The organism is Alteromonas sp. W12 (assembly GCF_001924945.1).
Classification (GTDB): Bacteria; Pseudomonadota; Gammaproteobacteria; order Enterobacterales; family Alteromonadaceae; genus Alteromonas; species Alteromonas macleodii.
Window position 1 is genome coordinate 61,948 of sequence record NZ_LQXH01000013.1, and the last position, 19,436, is coordinate 81,383.

17 protein-coding genes are annotated in these 19,436 nt (G+C 46.0%); 6 read left to right on the forward strand and 11 right to left on the reverse strand.

What is annotated here, in order from left to right; translation table 11 throughout:
• The first annotated feature begins 47 nt into the window (after window positions 1-47).
• Genes AWH61_RS18830 through AWH61_RS18840 form a run of 3 tightly spaced genes read left to right on the forward strand, consistent with a single transcriptional unit; the run spans window position 48 to window position 3,802 of the window.
• Complete coding sequence (locus tag AWH61_RS18830) at window positions 48-1,748, forward strand: amidohydrolase (RefSeq protein ID WP_075177907.1); 1,701 nt, start codon at window positions 48-50, stop codon at window positions 1,746-1,748.
• Window positions 1,745-3,157, forward strand: coding sequence for an APC family permease (locus AWH61_RS18835; protein ID WP_075177908.1), 1,413 nt, complete (start codon window positions 1,745-1,747; stop codon window positions 3,155-3,157). Before AWH61_RS18830 ends, AWH61_RS18835 begins: the two co-directional genes overlap by 4 nt.
• 3 nt (window positions 3,158-3,160) lie before the next feature.
• Window positions 3,161-3,802, forward strand: a complete 642-nt coding sequence (locus tag AWH61_RS18840; RefSeq protein WP_075177909.1) for an MBL fold metallo-hydrolase — start codon at window positions 3,161-3,163, stop codon at window positions 3,800-3,802.
• Between the two features lie 123 nt (window positions 3,803-3,925).
• On the opposite strand, the gene AWH61_RS18845 is transcribed toward AWH61_RS18840, so the two are convergent.
• Window positions 3,926-4,441 carry a lactoylglutathione lyase family protein gene (locus tag AWH61_RS18845; protein WP_014950763.1) on the reverse strand — a complete coding sequence of 172 codons (516 nt, stop codon included), beginning with the start codon at window positions 4,439-4,441 and terminating at the stop codon, window positions 3,926-3,928.
• A 167-nt stretch (window positions 4,442-4,608) separates the two neighbouring features.
• On the opposite strand from AWH61_RS18845, the gene AWH61_RS18850 reads away from it, so the two are divergent.
• A complete protein-coding gene (locus AWH61_RS18850) occupies window positions 4,609-5,655 on the forward strand; it encodes a LysR family transcriptional regulator (RefSeq protein WP_075177910.1) in 1,047 nt (348 codons plus the stop codon).
• 237 nt (window positions 5,656-5,892) lie between these two features.
• On the opposite strand, the gene AWH61_RS18855 is transcribed toward AWH61_RS18850, so the two are convergent.
• Window positions 5,893-6,726, reverse strand: a complete 834-nt coding sequence (locus AWH61_RS18855; RefSeq protein ID WP_075177911.1) for a class II glutamine amidotransferase — start codon at window positions 6,724-6,726, stop codon at window positions 5,893-5,895.
• A gap of 435 nt (window positions 6,727-7,161) precedes the next feature.
• On the opposite strand from AWH61_RS18855, the gene AWH61_RS18860 reads away from it, so the two are divergent.
• Window positions 7,162-8,022: a hypothetical protein gene (locus AWH61_RS18860; RefSeq protein ID WP_249922687.1), complete on the forward strand. Its 861-nt coding sequence runs from the start codon at window positions 7,162-7,164 to the stop codon at window positions 8,020-8,022.
• A gap of 18 nt (window positions 8,023-8,040) precedes the next feature.
• Here AWH61_RS18860 and AWH61_RS18865 read toward each other — a convergent pair whose 3' ends face one another.
• The 4 genes from AWH61_RS18865 to AWH61_RS18880 form a co-directional block, all read right to left on the reverse strand.
• Window positions 8,041-9,132, reverse strand: a complete 1,092-nt coding sequence (locus AWH61_RS18865; protein WP_075177913.1) for a hypothetical protein — start codon at window positions 9,130-9,132, stop codon at window positions 8,041-8,043.
• A gap of 173 nt (window positions 9,133-9,305) precedes the next feature.
• Window positions 9,306-9,776 carry an inner membrane protein YiaA gene (gene yiaA, locus AWH61_RS18870; RefSeq protein WP_075177914.1) on the reverse strand — a complete coding sequence of 157 codons (471 nt, stop codon included), beginning with the start codon at window positions 9,774-9,776 and terminating at the stop codon, window positions 9,306-9,308.
• On the reverse strand, window positions 9,760-10,596 hold the full coding sequence (locus AWH61_RS18875) for a DUF2145 domain-containing protein (protein WP_075177915.1): 837 nt from the start codon (window positions 10,594-10,596) through the stop codon (window positions 9,760-9,762). Before AWH61_RS18875 ends, yiaA begins: the two co-directional genes overlap by 17 nt.
• Before the next feature lie 153 nt (window positions 10,597-10,749).
• Complete coding sequence (locus tag AWH61_RS18880) at window positions 10,750-11,154, reverse strand: hypothetical protein (RefSeq protein WP_075177916.1); 405 nt, start codon at window positions 11,152-11,154, stop codon at window positions 10,750-10,752.
• Window positions 11,155-11,285: 131 nt separating this feature from the next.
• Between AWH61_RS18880 and AWH61_RS18885 the strand changes: the two genes are divergently transcribed.
• Entirely contained in the window at window positions 11,286-12,020 is a 735-nt protein-coding gene (locus tag AWH61_RS18885) for a helix-turn-helix domain-containing protein (RefSeq protein WP_075177917.1), read from the forward strand.
• A gap of 127 nt (window positions 12,021-12,147) precedes the next feature.
• Here AWH61_RS18885 and AWH61_RS18890 read toward each other — a convergent pair whose 3' ends face one another.
• From AWH61_RS18890 to AWH61_RS18910, 5 genes are all read right to left on the reverse strand, one after another.
• Window positions 12,148-13,650, reverse strand: a complete 1,503-nt coding sequence (locus AWH61_RS18890; RefSeq protein WP_075177918.1) for an NCS1 family nucleobase:cation symporter-1 — start codon at window positions 13,648-13,650, stop codon at window positions 12,148-12,150.
• Window positions 13,651-13,994: 344 nt separating this feature from the next.
• Window positions 13,995-16,313: a TonB-dependent receptor gene (locus AWH61_RS18895; RefSeq protein WP_075177919.1), complete on the reverse strand. Its 2,319-nt coding sequence runs from the start codon at window positions 16,311-16,313 to the stop codon at window positions 13,995-13,997.
• 311 nt (window positions 16,314-16,624) lie between these two features.
• Window positions 16,625-18,115, reverse strand: coding sequence for a CoA-acylating methylmalonate-semialdehyde dehydrogenase (locus AWH61_RS18900; protein ID WP_075177920.1), 1,491 nt, complete (start codon window positions 18,113-18,115; stop codon window positions 16,625-16,627).
• Between the two features lie 19 nt (window positions 18,116-18,134).
• Complete coding sequence (locus tag AWH61_RS18905) at window positions 18,135-18,665, reverse strand: flavin reductase (RefSeq protein ID WP_075177921.1); 531 nt, start codon at window positions 18,663-18,665, stop codon at window positions 18,135-18,137.
• A 22-nt stretch (window positions 18,666-18,687) separates the two neighbouring features.
• Window positions 18,688-19,308: a malonic semialdehyde reductase gene (locus tag AWH61_RS18910; protein WP_075177922.1), complete on the reverse strand. Its 621-nt coding sequence runs from the start codon at window positions 19,306-19,308 to the stop codon at window positions 18,688-18,690.
• Between the last annotated feature and the right edge of the window lie 128 nt (window positions 19,309-19,436).

The following is a 19,436-nucleotide window of genomic DNA, read 5'->3' on the forward strand; positions in this document are numbered from 1 at the left end:
TAAAAAAACAAAGAATAAAACAGAAATAAAAAAGGCAGAAACTCACTATGAACTCTACATTGTCGGCACTGACATTTAAAAAGCACTCGCTTTCAAAATTGCTAACCGCAACGTTTGCAACAGCGGCAACGTTAGGCGCTATGACCACCACGCTTACGGTGGATGCTGCAACGCTTGTTGAGAACGTAAAAGGCTATACGTTAAATGAAAGTGGCAAACTCATTACGTTTAAAAACCTTGTCATTGATGAAGGCAAAGTGGTTGCATTAGATATCGACAAAGGCAACACGCCTGTCGACAGCACCATTGATGGCAAAGGCAAAGTTATGCTACCCGGGCTTATCGACGCTCATGGGCATTTGCTAGGCTTAGGCGCAAATTTGTTGGAAGTCGATTTGCGAGAAAGTAGCAGTGCACAAGACGCGGCCAAGACAGTTGCCGAATACGCATTTGCGAATGGACAACAAGCTTGGATTACCGGGCGCGGTTGGAACCAGGAATTGTGGTCTGACAGAGCGTTTCCAACAGCGGCTGACTTGGATAAAGTAATTTCTGACCGACCTGTGGCGCTAGCTCGTGTAGACAGCCACGCTACCTGGGTGAACAGTAAAGCGATGGAAATCGCGGGTATAACTAAAAACACCCCATCGCCTGCAGGGGGCGAAATCATTAAAGACGCTGACGGTAATCCTACCGGCGTTTTTATTGATAATGCATCGCAATTAATTGAAGCGCATTTGCCTAAAGCAAGCAGCGCTATTTACGAGCAACAATTACATGCAGCTGGTGAGCACTTACTAGCAAATGGCGTTACGTCAATGCACGATGCTGGCGTAGGCAGAGACGTTTACGATTTCTATTTAAAAGAAGCGGTAGAAGGTGACTTGCCTGTGCGTATTTATGCCATGGTGAGTGCGACAGACCCTGACCTCAGCACCATGCTGGGCAATGGTACTATTCGCGACCAAGATGACTTTTTATATATTCGTTCGGTAAAAGCCTATGGCGATGGTGCACTAGGTAGCCGAGGCGCAGCATTGCTTGAACCTTATTCAGATGCACCGCATCAACATGGTTTGCTGTTAACTCAACCAGAAGATATGACCCAACTGTTTACTACGGTAATTGGTGCGGGCTTCCAGCTAAACTACCATGCCATTGGTGATAAGGCTAACCATGTCGCACTGAACGAGTTTGAAACCACGTTTAAGAGTATTGGCGGCAGCGAACTGCGCAACCGTATTGAGCATGCACAGGTGATTGCGCCTGACGACCTAGCCCGCTTTGCTTCGCTAAAGGTCTTACCTTCCATGCAGCCTACTCACGCCACCAGCGATAAGAACATGGCGGAAGATCGCCTTGGCAAAGATCGTATGAAAGGCGCTTACGCGTGGAAAACGCTACTCGATTCGGGCATTGCACTGCCCTTAGGCTCTGATTTCCCTGTTGAGCTTGCTAACCCATTTTACGGGCTTCACGCTGCGGTTACGCGACAAGACAGAAATAATCAACCCGTAAAAGGTTGGTACGCCCACGAAGCATTAACCATTGAACAAGCCTTTAAAGGGTTTACGTTAGATGCAGCCTACGCAGGGCACATGGAAGATACCTTAGGCACACTAACGCCTGGAAAATGGGCAGACTTTATCTTGGTCGACCAAGATATTTTTACCATTGATGCCAAAGACATTTGGAAAACCGAAGTACACGCTACTTATGTGGCTGGAGAAGAAGTTTTTTCTAAATGAGTAGCAAAAACAAAAGCCTGTTAACCAAAGGGATTGGCGGCATTGGCGCTGCCCTTTTGGTGTTAAATGGCCTTATTGGGGCGGGCATTTTTGCTCTGCCCGCTAAAATGGCCGCTGAGCTCGGCGCTTTCAGCCCTTACATCTTTTTGATTTTTGGCGCGCTAATGCTGGCCATTGTGTGGTGTTTTGGGCAGCTAGCGACGCTGTACCAAGAAACCGGTGGACCTGTGGTGTACGCCCAGAAAGGCTTTGGTGACGCAGCGGCGTTTCAAACTGGCTTTATTTACTACTTGGCTCGCGCAACTGCGATTGCCGCCAACATGCACGTGTTATTGCTGTACGCCGGTTATGTGTGGCCCGAACTGAATGCGGGAATAGGCAAGTCATTCGCCATTATCGCGCTTACCGCAGCACTAATCGTAGTGAATATTGTTGGCCTTAAGGCCGCCATGCGCTCGCTTGATACTATCTCGGTGTTAAAACTGCTGCCTTTCGTGGCGCTTATTGGAGTTGGCTACTGGCAGCTCGACTTTTCTGCTGCATTTACAAGTACATCGACATCCGTTGTGCCTGCATTTGACACCATATCTGCCGGCGCCCTACTTACGCTTTACGCTTTTATTGGTTTTGAAACGGTAGTGGTCACGAGCGGCGAGACCAATTCACCGAAAAAAACCATACCTCGTGCACTAATGCTTACGGTTTCAGGTATTGCCATATTTTACTTTTGCGTGCAGTGGCTTTATTGGCACACAGTAGGGCCTGCAGAGCCGGATAGCGCACCGCTAATTGCACTCGCCAATATGATATTTGGCGAAACCGGGGCCCTCATAATGACGCTTACCGCCGTAGTGTCGGTTGCCGGTAACTTGTTAGCGAATATGATATCTACGTCTCGACTTACGTTCTCTATGGCGCAGCAGTCACTTATTCCAGGTAAACTGGGACAGAAGTTAGGTGAGATTCACACATCCTTTGCTACCCCAGCAGTTTCCATATCAATACTGGGAATATTTGCCGGTACTATGGCGCTGAGCGGCAGCTTTGTGTGGTTAGCTATTTCAAGCGTGCTTGCACGGCTTGTGGTTTACGCCGTGTGTGTAGGTGTGTTGATGAAAGCACAGCGGGCTTCATTGCAAGGTGCTACCTTGCAGAGCGCTTCTTCACAAAGCAGCATGCAGCAAGATAATTCTGAGAATGACGCTTATTTTAACGGCTCTGCAGGCGCATTTGCCAGCCCTGTAAACCTGTTTCGACGTCTGATACCCTTTGTCGCACTAGCGGTTTGCGCATGGTCTATTGCACAGTCGTCAACCAACGCGTGGCTATTTTTACTGGGTGAATTAGTGGTTGGCGCACTGCTTTATTTTTTTTATTTCGCTCCAAGCAACAAAGAATCAAAAGGTTAAACCGTGGAAATTCAAGTTATACCCGTTACGCCCTTTGCCCAAAACTGCTCATTAATTTGGGATTCATCCACTAACAAAGGCGCGTTTGTCGACCCGGGCGGCGACGTTGAAACGCTGATTGAAGCTGCGTCAAATAAAGGCGTGAGTATAGAAAAAATCATACTCACTCATGGGCACTTAGATCATGTAGGCGGCACTGTCGCCATTGCTGAACATTACGGTGTACCTATTGTTGGGCCGCATATTGGCGATAAATTCTGGCTAGATGCACTTATGCAGCAAAGCCAGATGTTTGGCTTTCCACCCGCCCAGCCTTTTGCTCCCAACGAGTGGTTAAACGACAACGATACCATTTCAGTGGGCAATTTAACGCTAGACGTGCTGCATTGCCCGGGTCATACACCTGGTCATGTGGTGCTGGTAGAACGCTCAAGTAATCGCGTTATTGTGGGTGATGTAATTTTCGCAGGCTCTATTGGCAGAACTGATTTCCCTCAAGGTAATCATCAGCAATTAATCGACTCGATTAAACAGAAAATTATGGTGCTGCCGGATGATATGACGATTTACCCGGGTCATGGACCAACCACTACGATTGCCACCGAAAAGGCCACGAATCCTTATGTATCTGGCAGGTTCGGCTAGCCTAATTAAAAATAAAAAGGCGAGGTACGTTTAATTGCTATTAACGCCCTCGCCTTCTTGCTTATTTAACGCCTGCTACATACAAGCTTGAAGCGATAAGTAACAGACCTCACCAATTAATGCCTATTCGTAAGCGCCGCTAGCATAATGCAATTCATAGCTGTGGCTATAAATCTCAAGGATATTGCCAAACGGGTCTTCCATATAAATCATGCGGTAAGGTTTTTCACCCGGATAGTAATAACGCGGCGCCTTCATTCGCTTCTTGCCACCAGCAGCGACAATTTTTTCAGCCAAGCCTTCAACATCTGGGTCTTGAACACAGAAATGAAAGATACCAGTTTTCCAATATTCAAAGTTGTTTTCTGGGTTCTCTTGGTTGCTGAACTCAAAAATTTCAACGCCAACACGATCACCTGTTGAAAGGTGCGCAATGCGGAATTTCCCCCAACCTGGACCAAATACATCGGTACACATTTCGCCAATCGCCGAGTCATCTTCAACAATCTCGGTTGGCTTCATGATGAGGTACCAGCCAAGTACTTCGGTATAAAATTTCACGGCAGCTTCTAAGTCAGGTACTGAAATTCCAATATGAGAAAACGTACGTGGATACGGTGTTTTTACTGCTTCAGTCATTACTTACTCCTATGTAGTGCAAGTTATCAAAATGGCTTAGGCGGTTGCCTCGTCAAGAAGGCCAACTCGAACACCGCTTAAGTGAATGTGCATACATAGTAGCTAGACAAAGATGAAACATGAAATTATGATATTTTCTAAATTTGATAATTTAAATTTATATGGCAATGATCAACCCTATTTGGCTCGACACCTTCATCACGTTAGTAGAAACGGGCAATTTTACGCGCACTGCTGAACAACGTTTTATGACGCAGCCGGGCGTAAGTCAGCACCTTAAGAAACTGGAAGAGGCATGTCAGTGTGAATTAGTCGTCCGTTTAGGCAAGGGCATTCAGTTAACTGAGCAGGGCCAACGTGTGTACCACTATGCCAAGGAGCAGCAGGAAAAAGAGCAAGATTTTATTGCCAGCTTAAAGTTTGACGCCCCTTTTGAAGGTAAGTGCGTAGTGGCCTGCTCAGGCGCGATTGCTCAGCGTATTTACCCTGCTCTGCTGGCACTGCAAAAGCAGCATGGCGCGCTTAATGTTCACGTGGAAGTCGCACCTCGTCGTACTATTTTGTCAGGCATTGCGAACAATACGCTGGAGCTTGGCATTGTGACAAACCAGCCAGAGAGTGAAGATATACATAGTGAGTATTTAGGCGAAGAAGCATTGGGGCTTATTCTACCGCGTAGCCTACCTGACGCGCTTGCTGCGCAGGTTCCTGAGTTATCTGATAATACGCAGGGTTGTATCTCTAATTCGGGTTCGGGTTCGGGTTCGGGTTCGGGTTCGGGTTCGGGTTCGGGTTCGGTAGCAAAAGTAGCAAGCGTATCTGGAAAAGCAAAGAGTAAAACTGTTGATGCTAGTTCATTAAAAGCCGTCATCAAGCATCTAGGGCTTATTAATCACCCTGATGCTATGCACTACTTGCAGCGCTATTTTAACGATTGCGGAGAAGCTGAGTTAGCCAACATTAATCCGAATAAGTTGCCTCATGCCGGCTACATAAACCAGCTTTCGCAAATTCTACTGCCGGTAAGCGAAGGGTTGGGTTACACCGTGCTGCCCACCAGCACACTAGACTTTGTGTCTTTTGCCGACAAACTTACCGTCTACAAAGCTAAAAATGAAGTAACCGAGCCCCTATACAGTGTTCAAACACCCCACAGCGCTCTACCCGCCCGCTACCAAGTAGTAAAACAAGCCATCACGCAAGTATTGGGTTAAAAATGGGGTCAGAGTACATTATCGATCTAGCCAACCTGAATATTGGGGTCAGAGTACATTATTCCCCTGGGTTCCCAACCGAGCGCTAAGCTTTTAGAGAGTGGGGCTATTTAAGTTACTCTGACCCCATAGTTCGAGTTATGGGGTCAGAGTACATTATTACGCTGGGTTACTAACTCAGCGCCGAGCTTTTTGAGAGCGGGGCAATTAAAGTTACTCTGACCCCACAATTCGTGATTAGTCGTGAAGCGATGGATCTGGTGCAACCATATCGGCTTCTTTTTTGTGTTCAGGGACATCCACTTTACCCGAGGCTATGACTTCGCCTTCCTGCCATAGCTTCCACTCACCCCGTTCGTAGATATCCCACTGTTCATCGTTTGTTAGCGGTTCAGTAGCAATAATGCTCACTACATCTTTTGGCGTGGTTTCAGCTGCAAAATCAATTTCCACCTCTACATCACTCAAACAAGCGGGGCCAAAAGGTGCTCTGCGGGTAATGCTAGCTAACTTTGTACTACAGAACGTAAATAACCAGTCGCCATTGCTCAGCAAGCAATTGAATACACCTTGCTGAGCGTACTCCTTTGCAAGTGAAACTAACGTTTCAGCTAACTGCTCAGGCATAGCGTCTCGAGGGAGGTTTTGCCTAACGTTATTCATAATATCGCAGAAAAGCTCTTCGCTATCAGTGTCCCCAATTGCTTCGTAAATACCCATTCGACGTGAGAAGTTAGGTAGTTGCCCGTTGTGCGCAAACACCCAATATCGCCCCCACAGTTCGCGAGTAAAGGGATGCGTGTTAGCTAAGTTAATGTTACCCACATTAGCCTGACGAATATGGCAAATCGCACTCTTGCTTTTTATAGGCAACTTCGAAACAAAGTCTGCGATGGGTGATGTGGCGCAAGGCTCGGGATCGTGAAACGTACGCACGCCCTTCCCTTCATAAAAAGCAACGCCCCAGCCGTCTTTATGCGGCCCTGTTTCACCACCGCGGCGAGTCAGCCCGGTAAAACTAAAACATAGGTCAGTAGGAGTGTTCGCACTCATGCCTAAAAGTTCACACACAACGTTTGTTACCTATAGCAGTTATTTCATTAAGTATGTCGAGAATACGCAAGCACTCGAGCCGAATCAATTCGACATTGGTCCGTAATAAAGGAGAAGCAGCAGACTTTACAACTCATTCACCTTTTTAAAGCCAATGACCTTCATACCACTTTATTTTAATTGAATTGCGTAAAAACGTCCGTTTTATGTTTACCTCCCCTTTCATTTGCAATAAATAATAATGATAATCAATTACAAACAAACCACTCTTTCATATATATAATGCGCTACCACTCTTTCTCGATTTATTCGCTTTTCGTCATTGTTATGTGTTCGGTGTTATTACCCTACACTTCTTTTGCTAACGAGGTTTCGCCTTCAACTCACATCGCTAATACTGGGAACTACGAGGTAAATCAAACCTTTAAGCATTTATTAAGCGAACACCAAATCGTGGCAATTGGTGATATACACGGCTCCTCAGCACCGACAGAGCTCTTAATCAACGCTCTGTCTGATCGTGATATCTTTGAGAGTGTCGACGTTATTGTGACTGAGTTCGGTAATAGCCATTACCAGCCCGAGTTGGATGATTATCTGCTTAACCCCAATACAAAGGTTTCACTGCAAGAGTTAGAGCCTTTGTGGCAGGACAGTATTTATTTCATGGCGTGGCAATATAAGCATTACCGACATTTTGTGCAGAAACTAAGATTACTCAATGCATCGTCAAACCATAAAGTTCGCATAGCTCTAGCCGAACCAGAGTTTAAATGGGAAGGATTGAGCAAAGAGCAATGGCAGTCTCTCACCAAAACACGCATTGTGAACTATGAGAAAACTGTGAAGCAGGTAGCTGAACAAAACGATAAAGCGATTCTTCTGTTTGGCGCAATGCATACATTAAAGCAGCCGGTGTCGTTAAAGCGGGGTGAAGCAATCAATGAGTTTGTGCCCTTTACTTCTAAGCTTAAGGACCTAAATATTGCGACAGTATGGACCCACTTTTCCCCATCGACAATACCTGACATTTCCCCTCCTACGCTTGTTTTGCTTAACGAAAAGAGTGAATTGAACTCCCCTTTATCCAGCGTTTCAGCACGATTTGCAGACGGCACGAATCAAAAGCTCTCAGACGTTGCTGACGCATACTATTATCCAGGCCCTTTGGACCGACATGCGCCAGTGCCTTCACATATTAAACAAAACAGCCAGTGGCACCACGAGATGAATCGACGCGCCGCAATAGTTGACGAACGAGTCTCAGCACAAATCGCTAAGCAATTAGCTGAATGGCAAGCCGAAACCGACTAGCATTTTGAGATCATGGGGTCAGAGTACTTTTTTAGTAATGTACTCTGACCCCATTTGTTCGGTGTTAAGCTGACAAATCTCGTGTAATGCTGACGGGTCGTCGACACTGAGATAAAGTGTGTCCATCGGCTCAATAAAAGTCGCTAAACCCGAGTAATACTTTTGTTCTGACACAAAGGTAAGCTTAACGTTTGCGTTGCCTCTACCGAAATGGAACTGTTCTTTTGTTGAAGCAGCCGTCCAACTGCCTGTTTCTACTTGTTTAATATTGGAAAGTGGAATAACAGTCATTCCCCACCACGAATTATTCACCATAAGCTTATCTTTTATAAGGTAAACAGAGTAATGCTTGCTGACTCTGTAGTTAGCAATAAACATCACTATGAGGTAAAAAACCAAGGTTGCCACCACAATGGCAACCGTTTCACTCCAAAGTGCTATGGCGAGATAACTTGCATACGTCGCAACTACAAGCGCTACACAAACCAGTGACACATGCCACCACTGTGCGGACCATAAATGCAGATTGGCTATGGCGGGAACATGGTTTCTACTAAAACGAGGTATGGCGTAGTACCAACTGGCGGGCTCATGAGCAAACATAAGTGCCAACTCTAACTTCTTTGCTTCTTTCGACCCTTTTTCATAAATGTTATCGCCTTCATATTGTTCCAGCATATGAATTCGCGGGTCGCCAGAGAGCTTTCGAGCCCCCCACAATGCTTTAACTATCGTTACCAGGAGTAGAATTTCTATCACCATCAATACGGCAATAATTGGATATTTAAGATAGGTAATGAATTCAAAGTAATAGGCTAACTGCTCTGGATAGTTATAGCGTGCGACCAAACTACTTAAAGAAAGAACTAACAATAATTTCCACAGAGCCTGATTGCCAATTTGAATGATCCAGAAATAGTAAAGTACAGGCAAAAAGACAAAATATGCCAACGTAACAAGCAAGGTATTTCGCCAATGTGCGCTAGCCCAAATACTTTCAAAGGAGAAGGTTATTTCAGGAAGGGTTTCAGGTAAAAATAATATGCCCACATAAAAGCAGGCAGCAGCAACTATTAGAAAAGCTATCCGGTATTTAACGGGTTTGCGCATAATTCATCCCTGATGCGTTAAACAAGCTGGCTGAATGCCGAACCAGCGTTACACCTACCATACTGAAAATTCGCTGAAACCAAAAGCGTAAATCGTAAAACTAATGGGGTCGGAGTACATTACTTAGAAATGTATTCCGACCCCATTAATTTAATGTACTCTGACCCCATTTTTTAAGCGGCTTTCACTTTGGGAGAGTCTTCGTGCTCAGTAGCGCTGCTTTGAGTATCGCTTTTTGTGTTGCGTGACTCATCTGCAGTTTGGCTATCGCGTACGTTCTTCTGCACCGTAATAGCGGCAAAGAGGCTTAGAGTGAAGGCCATGCCGAAGAAGCCTTTTTCACTTAATAAAAGCTCAGCATTTAATAAGCCAACCACTAACAATACGATGGCTGATGCAGTAGCTACAGCTGATGCAAGGAAATACGCTTTGGTAGTTGGCACACCTTCCATTTTATCGCGTACCGTTTTTTGTAAGCTCACTACAGAAAACAAGCCGAATAACATAATAGTGAAGTAATAACCTTTTTCATTAAGCGCCATTGGGGCATTGTAAAGGCCGATAAAATAAGCGCCTACACCCACAATTAGGGCTGCCAGTGATGCTATTCGAAATGCTTTCGTTGGTTTATTCTGAGTCTGCATTGTTAAATTCCTCGATAATAGTTGTCTCACCGTTGCTCGCAAAAATAACTGCCTTTTCCGATAAATCGTATTTCTGCATGTAACGAGCAAGGCTTCCAAATGTAGTTGTTTCCACCTTACGACCGTGATCGGACAACGTCACACCGTCGCTGAACATACTCGCCAAGCCAAGTTTGGCGCGGCTCATGTTTACTTTTTGCGGCGTAAAATATGCCTTTGCATTAGCTTTTAGCTGGGCTATATCTGTGGTGGAGTACACCGCAGCATTGAGCACATCTAGGGTGTACTCGGTACAGTTTTGTCGTTCACTGTTAAATGGGTTAGCAACGACTGAATAGCGTGGGTTATGCAACAATTTTGCTTTATCTTCGCTGTACATACTTAGAAGCGCTTGCTGCACGGCAACCGATGGGATAATCAGGCCAGCCTCGAGCGCATAAGCACTCCAGAAAAAATCTACAGGATAATCTGTAACTAAATGACTCACGTCTTGTTCATCAGCATCTTGATACAAATTATGGATTGCATAGCCTTTAGCAGTCTCTCCATTATCTAGCTGAATGCTTGAGTAGATAGCAATAGCAGTGTGCGTGAAGCGAATGCCCTCCGGCATGTCTTCAATCGGTCTGCCTCGCCTTGCAATAATGAAGGCACGAGCTCCTTGGCTTGCCGCATACTTTTCTACTTCTTTAGAAAAAATGGCAATGGCTTCAGATGAAAATGAAGGCTTTCCATGCTGCTGACTACCTGCCAAAGCGTGATTAGCGTTAGCAGTAAGTAGTACCAAAGCCACAGCTATTGAATACAAAAGTGTTTTCATACTCTTCCCTGCTTAAATTCTCTCGACTTGCACTGAATAAGAGCCACCTAAAGCGCTAGATGCACAACACTTCGCTGTAGCAGTTTTTTAACAAGCTACAGCTACTTTTTTAGCTTCCAGTCGCGCTTCAAAGTTCGAGCAATTAATTAACCGTTAGCGTTTAGTTGTGGTAGTGGTAGTAGTTGTTGTGTTAGTGGTCGCAACGACTTTGTTTGGCGCAGGGTCTGCTGTAATGATTGTTTCGGTAATCACTAACGGCTGGTTATTATCAACGGAGGAATGATGACTAGCTCCGTGAATACTGCGGCTACTCTCGTCAATCACACTTTCAGCAACTGCGCTACCTGCCACTACAGCACTGCCGGTTAGTATCACCGGAACAGCGACTACGGCACTCGCTACTGACGCCGTCGTTGCTAAGCCTTCAGATGCTGCAAGCGCGCTATGTTTACTAGCTTTGCCACTGTGGTCGATGGAATCATCTGCCATTACAGAATGGGTAAGAAGCGCACTACTTAATAGTGCAGTTAACATCAATGTTGAACGCGAATTTTTCATATCACTTGCTCCTAGTATGTAAAGGCGAGATGTGCCTGAACATGTTCTACACTAGAACCAAGAATAAATTTCGTAAACCACAATCGCTGATGTAGTATTAAATTACACCACAAGTATAAATATTTAATACCATGAGCCAAATTAACCTTGTTTACGACACGCTTAAACAATGTTTACGAGAGCAGCGATTTACCTACAAACAGATCGCACAGAAACTGAACGTAAGCGAGGCCAGCGTAAAACGAAATTTCTCTTTACAGGCTTTCAGCCTCGACAAGCTGGAACAGATTTGTGAATGCCTAAATTTGTCATTGAGCGACCTTTTTAGCCTGTCGCAAAAGCAGCAGGAAAAAATTTCCCAGCTATCTGAGCAACAAGAAATGGAGTTACTTGCCAATCCCAAGCTACTGCTTGCAGCCGTATGTGTGCGTGATGGCTGGCGATTCTCGGAAATCATCAAGCACTACAATATTTCTGAGGTCGAGGGCATTAAGCTAATGACAACCTTAGATAAACTTAAGCTTATAGAGTTGTTACCGAACAACCGCTACAAGCTACTTATTGCGCAAAACTTTCGCTGGATCCCTGGCGGCCCGCTAGAGAAGTTTATGGAACAGGAAGTAATGGTGAAGTTTATGGATCCAAAGAAAAACGAGCCATGGATGTTCCGTTTCTATTTACGCGGCCGCTATTCTCAGACCTCGGTTTCGATTATTCAGCGCCGTCTTGAACAACTGCGACAAGAAGCCGCAAAACTCAGCAGCGAAGATAATGCCCTACCAATTGAAGAACGTCAGCACATTGGTCTTTTAATGGCGATGCGGCCTTGGGAGCCTTCACTTTTTGAAAACATGAAGCGAAAATAACCCTGTCGAAGTATATTTGGGGGGTCAGAGTACATTAAATAGAAAAGTACTCTGACCCCATTAGTTTCCTGCTCAGAAAAGTAATCCGACCCCATTTTTTGCTACTCAGAAATGTACTCTGACCCCATTATTGGGAGGCGCTTTTTGCCTGCATGGTGACGGGTGCTCTGTTGGAGAGCAGCAGATAAACCATGCTGGCGATGATTAACCCTACAAACCATGCGTAGGCGTAAAGCGTATCGAAAACGGCTGGCACGCTTTCTAGAAAACCAGCTGCGTGAAGAAAACCGGGGATATTGGGTAAAATACCTATAACAAGCGCAGTCACACCCGCCATGTTCCAACCGTTGTTCGCGCCATATTCGCCAGCGTGTTGAAATAGCGCATCAACGTTCAACGTCGATTTTCTCAAGATAAAATAGTCGGCGATTAAAATACCCGCGATAGGGCCTAGTAGCGCAGAATATCCCGTAAGCCAAGTAAATAAATAGCCACCCGCGGTTTCAAGCAGCTTCCAGGGGAAGATAGCGACGCCGATACCAGCGGTTATATAGCCGCCCATTTTGAAGCTTATTTTCGAAGGCGCCATATTCGAAAAGCCATAAGCTGGGGCTACCATGTTAGCGGCTAGATTTGTGGTTAACGTCGCAAGTGCTAATGCAGCAAGTGCCAGCACTACACCCATGCCGCCCATTCGACCGGCTAGCGCAACAGGGTCCCATATGGCCTCACCATAAATGGTGACCGTTGCTGACGTTACCGCTACACCGATAAAGGCAAACAGCGCCATAGGTAACGGCAAGCCAATAGCTTGGCCCAACATTTGGTCTTTTTGTGATTTTGCAAAACGCGTGAAATCGGGAATGTTCAACGCCATGGTTGCCCAGAAGCCCACCATAGAAGTCAAGCCCGCGAAGAAAGCTGTCCAAAACTGCCCTTCTTTGGCTCCACCTTCAACAAACTGAGACGGCGTTGACAACATTTCGCCAAACCCACCAGCATTAACGTATGCCCAACCAAGAAGCGCTAAGCCCATTAAGATCAAAAATGGTGCAGCAAAAGTTTCAAGCCAACGAATAGATTCGGTGCCGTGTTTTATAAAAACCAAGTGCATCGCCCAGAAAGCGAAGAAGCACAGAGTTTGTGTGATATCGATACCTAAAAATGGTAGTGCCTGTCCCACAAATGCGTCGCCGCTCACGCTATTTAAAATAACGTAAATGGCACTGCCGCCTACCCATGTGTTAATTCCAAACCAGCCACATGCAACAAGCCCACGGGCCAAAGCAGGAATTTTCGCGCCTTTGGTGCCAAATGCGCTACGTAATAATACGGGAAAAGGTAAGCCGTATTTTGCACCTGCATGACCAATTAGCATCATAGGTACAAGCACGATAATGTTGCCCAACAGTACGGTGATAACCGCTTGATACCAATTCATGCCTTCTGATACCAGACCGGCAGATAAGAGGTAAGTAGGTACACAAACCACCATCGCAACCCATAATGCCGCATAGTCTTTCCACACCCAGGTTCTGGTTTCCGCGTTGGTTGGCGCTAAATCTTCATTCCATAAATCGCCATCGTAATGGGAAGGTTTTGTCATGGTCTGATTGTTGGTGTTATCCACGATCTATTTCCTTATTGGGTTTGCTATTACTTGTTGCTTCTTTTTACACAGCGTCATGCTCGGCAAAGCGGTAGGTTAAAAAATGCATCAGCGCTCTCAACGGCGTAACGATTAGATTAGAGGCTCGCTGCTAACCTTTATTGGGCCTGCTGATCTTTGGTGTACAACAAAGGTCAAAAGGCCTTGGCAAAAAAGAAAAGCAAAAATACTGCCGCTTCGCGCGCTTTGTTAACGCAAAACCTAAATACCGTTTTGCTACGTCGGTATTTAGGTTAGCGACGCACGTTTCTTTTTAGAAGTAGGTGATACGCTTTATTTTGTTAAACAAAGCGCAACTACGCTAATTAGAAATTACGTCTTACCGTTACGCCATACGTCCTAGGCTTCGCATAGGAAATCTGGCTGGTTCCATAAAAACCAGTTACGTCAAAGCCAATAAGTTCATGGTCTGAGTCAAACAGGTTATCTACATAAGCCGCTATTAGCCATTTGTCCTCAGCGTCTACCCAGGTTAAACGAGTATCAGCCGTGGCATAGCTATCAATTTCATGAGCGGTAAAATTCCGCGCATTGTGAAAGGTTTCCGACTGATAATTGGCTGACAGTTGGGCTGCCATATTGCCGTCGAAGGCGTCCCAGTTATAGCGAAGCATGGCAGACGCTTGATACTCTGGGGTAAATGGCGGTGTTGTATCAGCAAAGTACCCCGAGGCCACTTCTAAGTCTTCAACCACTGCATCGGTATATGAAAAGTTAACCATAACATCTAAGCTGTCTGTCGGGGTTAAGAACACTTCTAATTCAACGCCGCTAAATGAGGCTTCTTCGTTTGACACCACCCCCGCATTATTCACCCACGAAAACGACTGGTAATCGCTGTAGTCATAATAAAAAACATTGGCATTAAAAACGCCGCTTCCCTGCATAAAACTGTGCTTTAAACCCGCTTCATACGCAGTAAGTTCTTCAGGTTCGTATAAGCTGAAACCTCCTTGAAGCGGGGCATTGAAACTCCCCGCTTTTACGCCCCGATTGATGCCTGCATAGTACAAACTATTACCCACACTGTATTCCAGCTGTAGCTTGGCCGACCACAGGTTTTGATCGTTAGAATCGACCAAAGTTTCTAAAGAGGTCGTAGTGGTATCAATTTCGATAACGCGGTCGTTAGTATTCTCGTTCTGATACACATTACCTACAAAGTCTTTGTCTTCACGGGTGTAACGCAACCCACCAACCAGAACAAGATCGTCACTCAGGCTATAGTCTATTTGCCCAAATACAGAATAAGACTCGGTTTCAAGAGACACCAAGGTGTTATTTTCTTCACCGCCTAAGAAAAAGGTGGTGGGTGAACCCGCCAAGCCTTGGCTATAGTCCGTATCGATAGACAGATAATAAAGCCCCCCAACCCACTTTAAGTCTGCGGATTCACCTGAGAATCGAAACTCTTGGCTGAGCTGTTCTATGGTGCTGTTAGATTGAAAAATGAGTTCGGGTGACGCTGTTTGGTCGGAGTCGAGGCCAACGGTACGTTTAAACTCTTTGTAATCAGACATGGCGAAGAAATCGAAGCTTTCAAATGCATAGTCTAGTGTTGCCGCGAGGCCTTTTGACTTGATCTTGTTTTGATCGTCAAAGGCAAAGTCTTTATTTACTTTATTGCCCGACCCATCAGGGTCGAAGTTACCGTTGAAGTCGCCGCCTTGCACAGGACGGAAAGGATCGCCATTGAAGTTGCCGTCTACGCACACGCCTGCCTGAATAGTGTCGCAGCCAAGTGGGTCGTCAGCAGCGTAAATAACGTCAATCACATTGCCGTCGGCATCTTTTATCTCGGTGGTATTCACCACCTGATAAGGGCCTTCACTTTTGGTTGTATCTGACCAGTTTCCGCTTAGCAGTAACGAGCCTTGCTCACCAATATCGAAAAGCAGCTGAGCACGAAACGCTTTAGTATCATCGTTGTACCCATCTTCCCCGCCTCCCACAGAGCCTAAACGGGTATCGGGTGCAGCACCGTCTTCATAAATATTCTCTAGTATCTCACCTTGCTGATTAGTAAACCCAGAAAAACGACCATAAATGCCGTCTGCTATTTCGCCTGATATCGCCCCTTCGAAGCGGTATTGTTCGAAACGTGCGGCAGTAAATTCCGCGTAGCCTTCTGTATCTGCAGTGGGCTTGGCGGTAACCGTATTAACCAGTCCGCCTGTGGCATTTCTTCCGAATAATGTTCCCTGTGGGCCTTTAAGAATTTCGATGCGAGCCACATCGAATAAACCAAAGGTTTGTGCTTGGGTACTGGCTAAATAGCCACCGTCAACGTATACCGCCACCGGCGCTTCCGCCAAGTCAGCGTAATCGTTTTGCACCACGCCTCGAATATTGAAAATAGCACGCTGACCACCGATATCACCGGCCAACGATACGCCAGGGGTAAACGCGATAAGCTCAGTACTGCTTTCAAGGCCAAGTGCCTCTAATTGTTCACCAGAAAACGCAGTAATAGCGATCCCTACATCGCTTATATTCTCGTTGCGCTTTTGCGCGGTAACTTCAATACTTTCCCAAACATTCTCTGCAGCAAAGGCCGCTGGCGTACTTAACGCCATAGCTACGGTTAACGCCAGCAGACGCTTGTGTGTGTTTAACGTATGCATGTTTTACTCTCGTTTATAGTTCTTTTTAACAAGCCTTGCGGCGGTGTTGTCCCGATATTTTTATAAGAGTAACGGTCGACGTGAACTGCATATCGATTGCCACTGGGGTGCAAACCTAAGGCAGGACTGGAGAGGAACTGCCAAAGGCTTGCGGTTTTAAATTGTTATTATTGATGACTCATGGCTGAGCCTAAATCTCTGTCCTTTTACCTGCTGCGAGCAACTTTGCGCCATAAAGGCTGCTTCGTTATTTCGCAAAGGCAAAGTTCTTATGGTCATTTATGGTTAATCAAGGTCAATACGCCATGACATTAACTTGGAAATGAAAAGCTCACTCCTTCTCGAATGCCGCTTGAAGGCCAACGTTGAGTAATGGTTTTGCGTTTGGTGTAAAAGCGTACGCCATCTGGGCCGTATGCGTGAAGGTCACCAAAGAGTGAGCGCTTCCAACCACCAAAGCTGTGATAAGACACGGGCACTGGCAGCGGTACGTTTATGCCTACCATGCCCACTTGGATATTGTCTGAGAAGTAGCGGGCAGCCTCGCCATCTCGGGTGAAAATACACGTACCATTGCCGTATTCATGGCTGTCAATGAGCTGCATAGCTTGTTCCATGCTTTTAACGCGCATAACTTGTAGTACAGGGCCAAAAATCTCAGCTTTGTAGCTGGCCATTTCCGGCGTAACCTTGTCGATAAGCGTTGCACCTAAGAAGAACCCCGTTTCGTAGCCTTTTACGCTAGGGTCTCTGCCATCAACGACTACATCAGCCCCTTGCTCAGCCGCACTGGTTATGTAGCCTTCTACTTTCTCTTTGTGCTGAAGTGTAATAAGCGGTCCGAAATCGTTAGTCGCATCGTCAAAAGCCCCTACTTTTAAGCTTTCCATGGCTGATTGCATTTTATCTACAATTTCATCTGCCACTTTGTCACCTACGGCAACCACGACCGATAATGCCATGCAGCGCTCGCCTGACGAGCCAAAAGCAGCACCTAAAAGCTGATTTACTGCGTTGTCGATGTCGGCATCGGGCATCACAATAGCGTGGTTTTTAGCGCCACCTAATGCTTGGCAGCGCTTGCCATTAGCATTGGCTTTCGAATAGATGTATTGGGCGATGGGCGTTGAACCCACAAAACTCACCGCTTTAATGCGCTCGTCATCAAGTATTTGATCAACCGCTTCTTTGTCGCCGTTAATGACGTTGAAAACGCCGTCTGGTAGCCCAGCTTCTTTAAGTAGCTTGGCTAGGAAAATAGCGCAGCTTGGATCGCGCTCAGAGGGTTTTAAAACAAAGGTATTGCCGCATACAATGGCAAGCGGAAACATCCAAAGGGGCACCATGGCCGGAAAGTTAAATGGTGTAATTCCCGCCACCACGCCAAGAGGCTGAAACTCGCTCCAAGAGTCTATGCTTGGCCCAACATTTTTACTGTGCTCGCCCTTTAACAACTGGGGTGCACCACAGGCAAACTCAACATTTTCGATACCGCGCTGTAATTCGCCTGCCGCGTCGTGGCTTATCTTGCCGTGCTCCGCACCAATTAACGCAATAATTTCATCGGCATGCTCTTCAAGTAAGCTTTTAAATTTGAACATAACGCGAGCGCGCTTACTCACTGGCGTATTGCGCCACTCAACAAACGCATTTTGCGCGCTGACGATAGCATCGTTTACCGTCGCTTTTGACGCCAGTAAAACCAGCTTCTCTGCTTCCCCCGTTGCAGGGTTATAAACATCTTGCATGCGCCCCTTTGGGGTACAGGTTTCACCGTTAATAAAGTGGCCTACTACTTTCATTATTTGTCTAATCCTTTAGTTATGCGTCTTTACATGCGCTGTGATAGCCGCGCTGATAATATAAAAGCGCGTCGGCTTCTGGGTCTTGCTTGATATCCACCACCTGGCAAAAAATAACGTCGTGAGTGGCCACACTTTTAACGTCTGTAATAATGCAATCGAAGCTGACTGCAGCATCGGCAAGTCTTGGGCAGCCGGTCGTCGATTCAACCCAATCACCAATTTCAAAGCGTTCGTTCATTGGCGCTTTGCCACCAAATGTGTTTGAAATTAACTGATGCTGTGAAGTAAGGGTGTTGATAACCAAATGCGTGCTGTTTTTAAAAACCTGATGTACAGACGCACCGCGATTTAAACAAACCAGCAGCGTTGCAGGGTTATCGCTTACGCTACATACGGCGGTCGCCGTAAAGCCTGCATGCCCTTCTGGGCCAGTGGTTGTAACGACGTTTACCGCTGCCGCTAAACTCGACATACCTTCTCGATAAGCTTCGGGAGTTACCGGGGGTAGCACTTCTGTTACTGCGTTTTTTATTGCTGTAATAGTCATACAAATATCCTTTAAATTGGCGTTACACGATGTGGCAGGCTTGCTCGAAACTTAAGCGAGGTAAGCGTTTATGTACTTTCTCTTTATCGCCGTAGCCAATGTTCAGTAAGAAATTCACCTTCCACGTGCTATCTGAAAAGAAAGTTTCGTTAAGTAATGTGGGGTTGAAACCAGACATGGCGCCAGCGTCAAGGCCTAGGGCGCGAACGGCGCTTATTAAGTAAGCCCCTTGCATAGAGCTATTGCGCATGGCGGTCTCATAGGCCGCTTCTGGACTTGAAGTAAACCAGCTTTTCGCATCTGCATAAGGGAATAACGTAGGAAGCTCTTCGTAGAACTCTTCGTCGTAGGCCACTATAACCGTACAGGGTGCGGTCATGGTTTGCTCAACATTACCGCTTGAAAGGCAAGGTTTGAGCTTTTCTCTCCCTTCATCTGAGGTAATGAAAACAAATCGCGCTGGGCTACAATTCGCCGATGTCGAGCCTACTTTTACTAAATCGTACAGCTGTTTCAACACGGCTTCTGAAATAGGTTTGTCGTGCCATTTGGTATGGGTATGCGCATCGGTAAAGAGTTGGGCTAGTCCAACCTCATCAAGCGGGCTAGTTGTTTTAAACTCTGTATTTTGTGTATCAGTCATTTTAAATTCATTCCAGTTTTATCAAATCTTTTAAACACTGCACTATGTTCTCGGTTTTTGCGCTTAGCCCATTTTTAGCTGCTTTCGCGTTGACGCTGTACTTGCAGCTTGCTTAGAAAGTTTTCGCC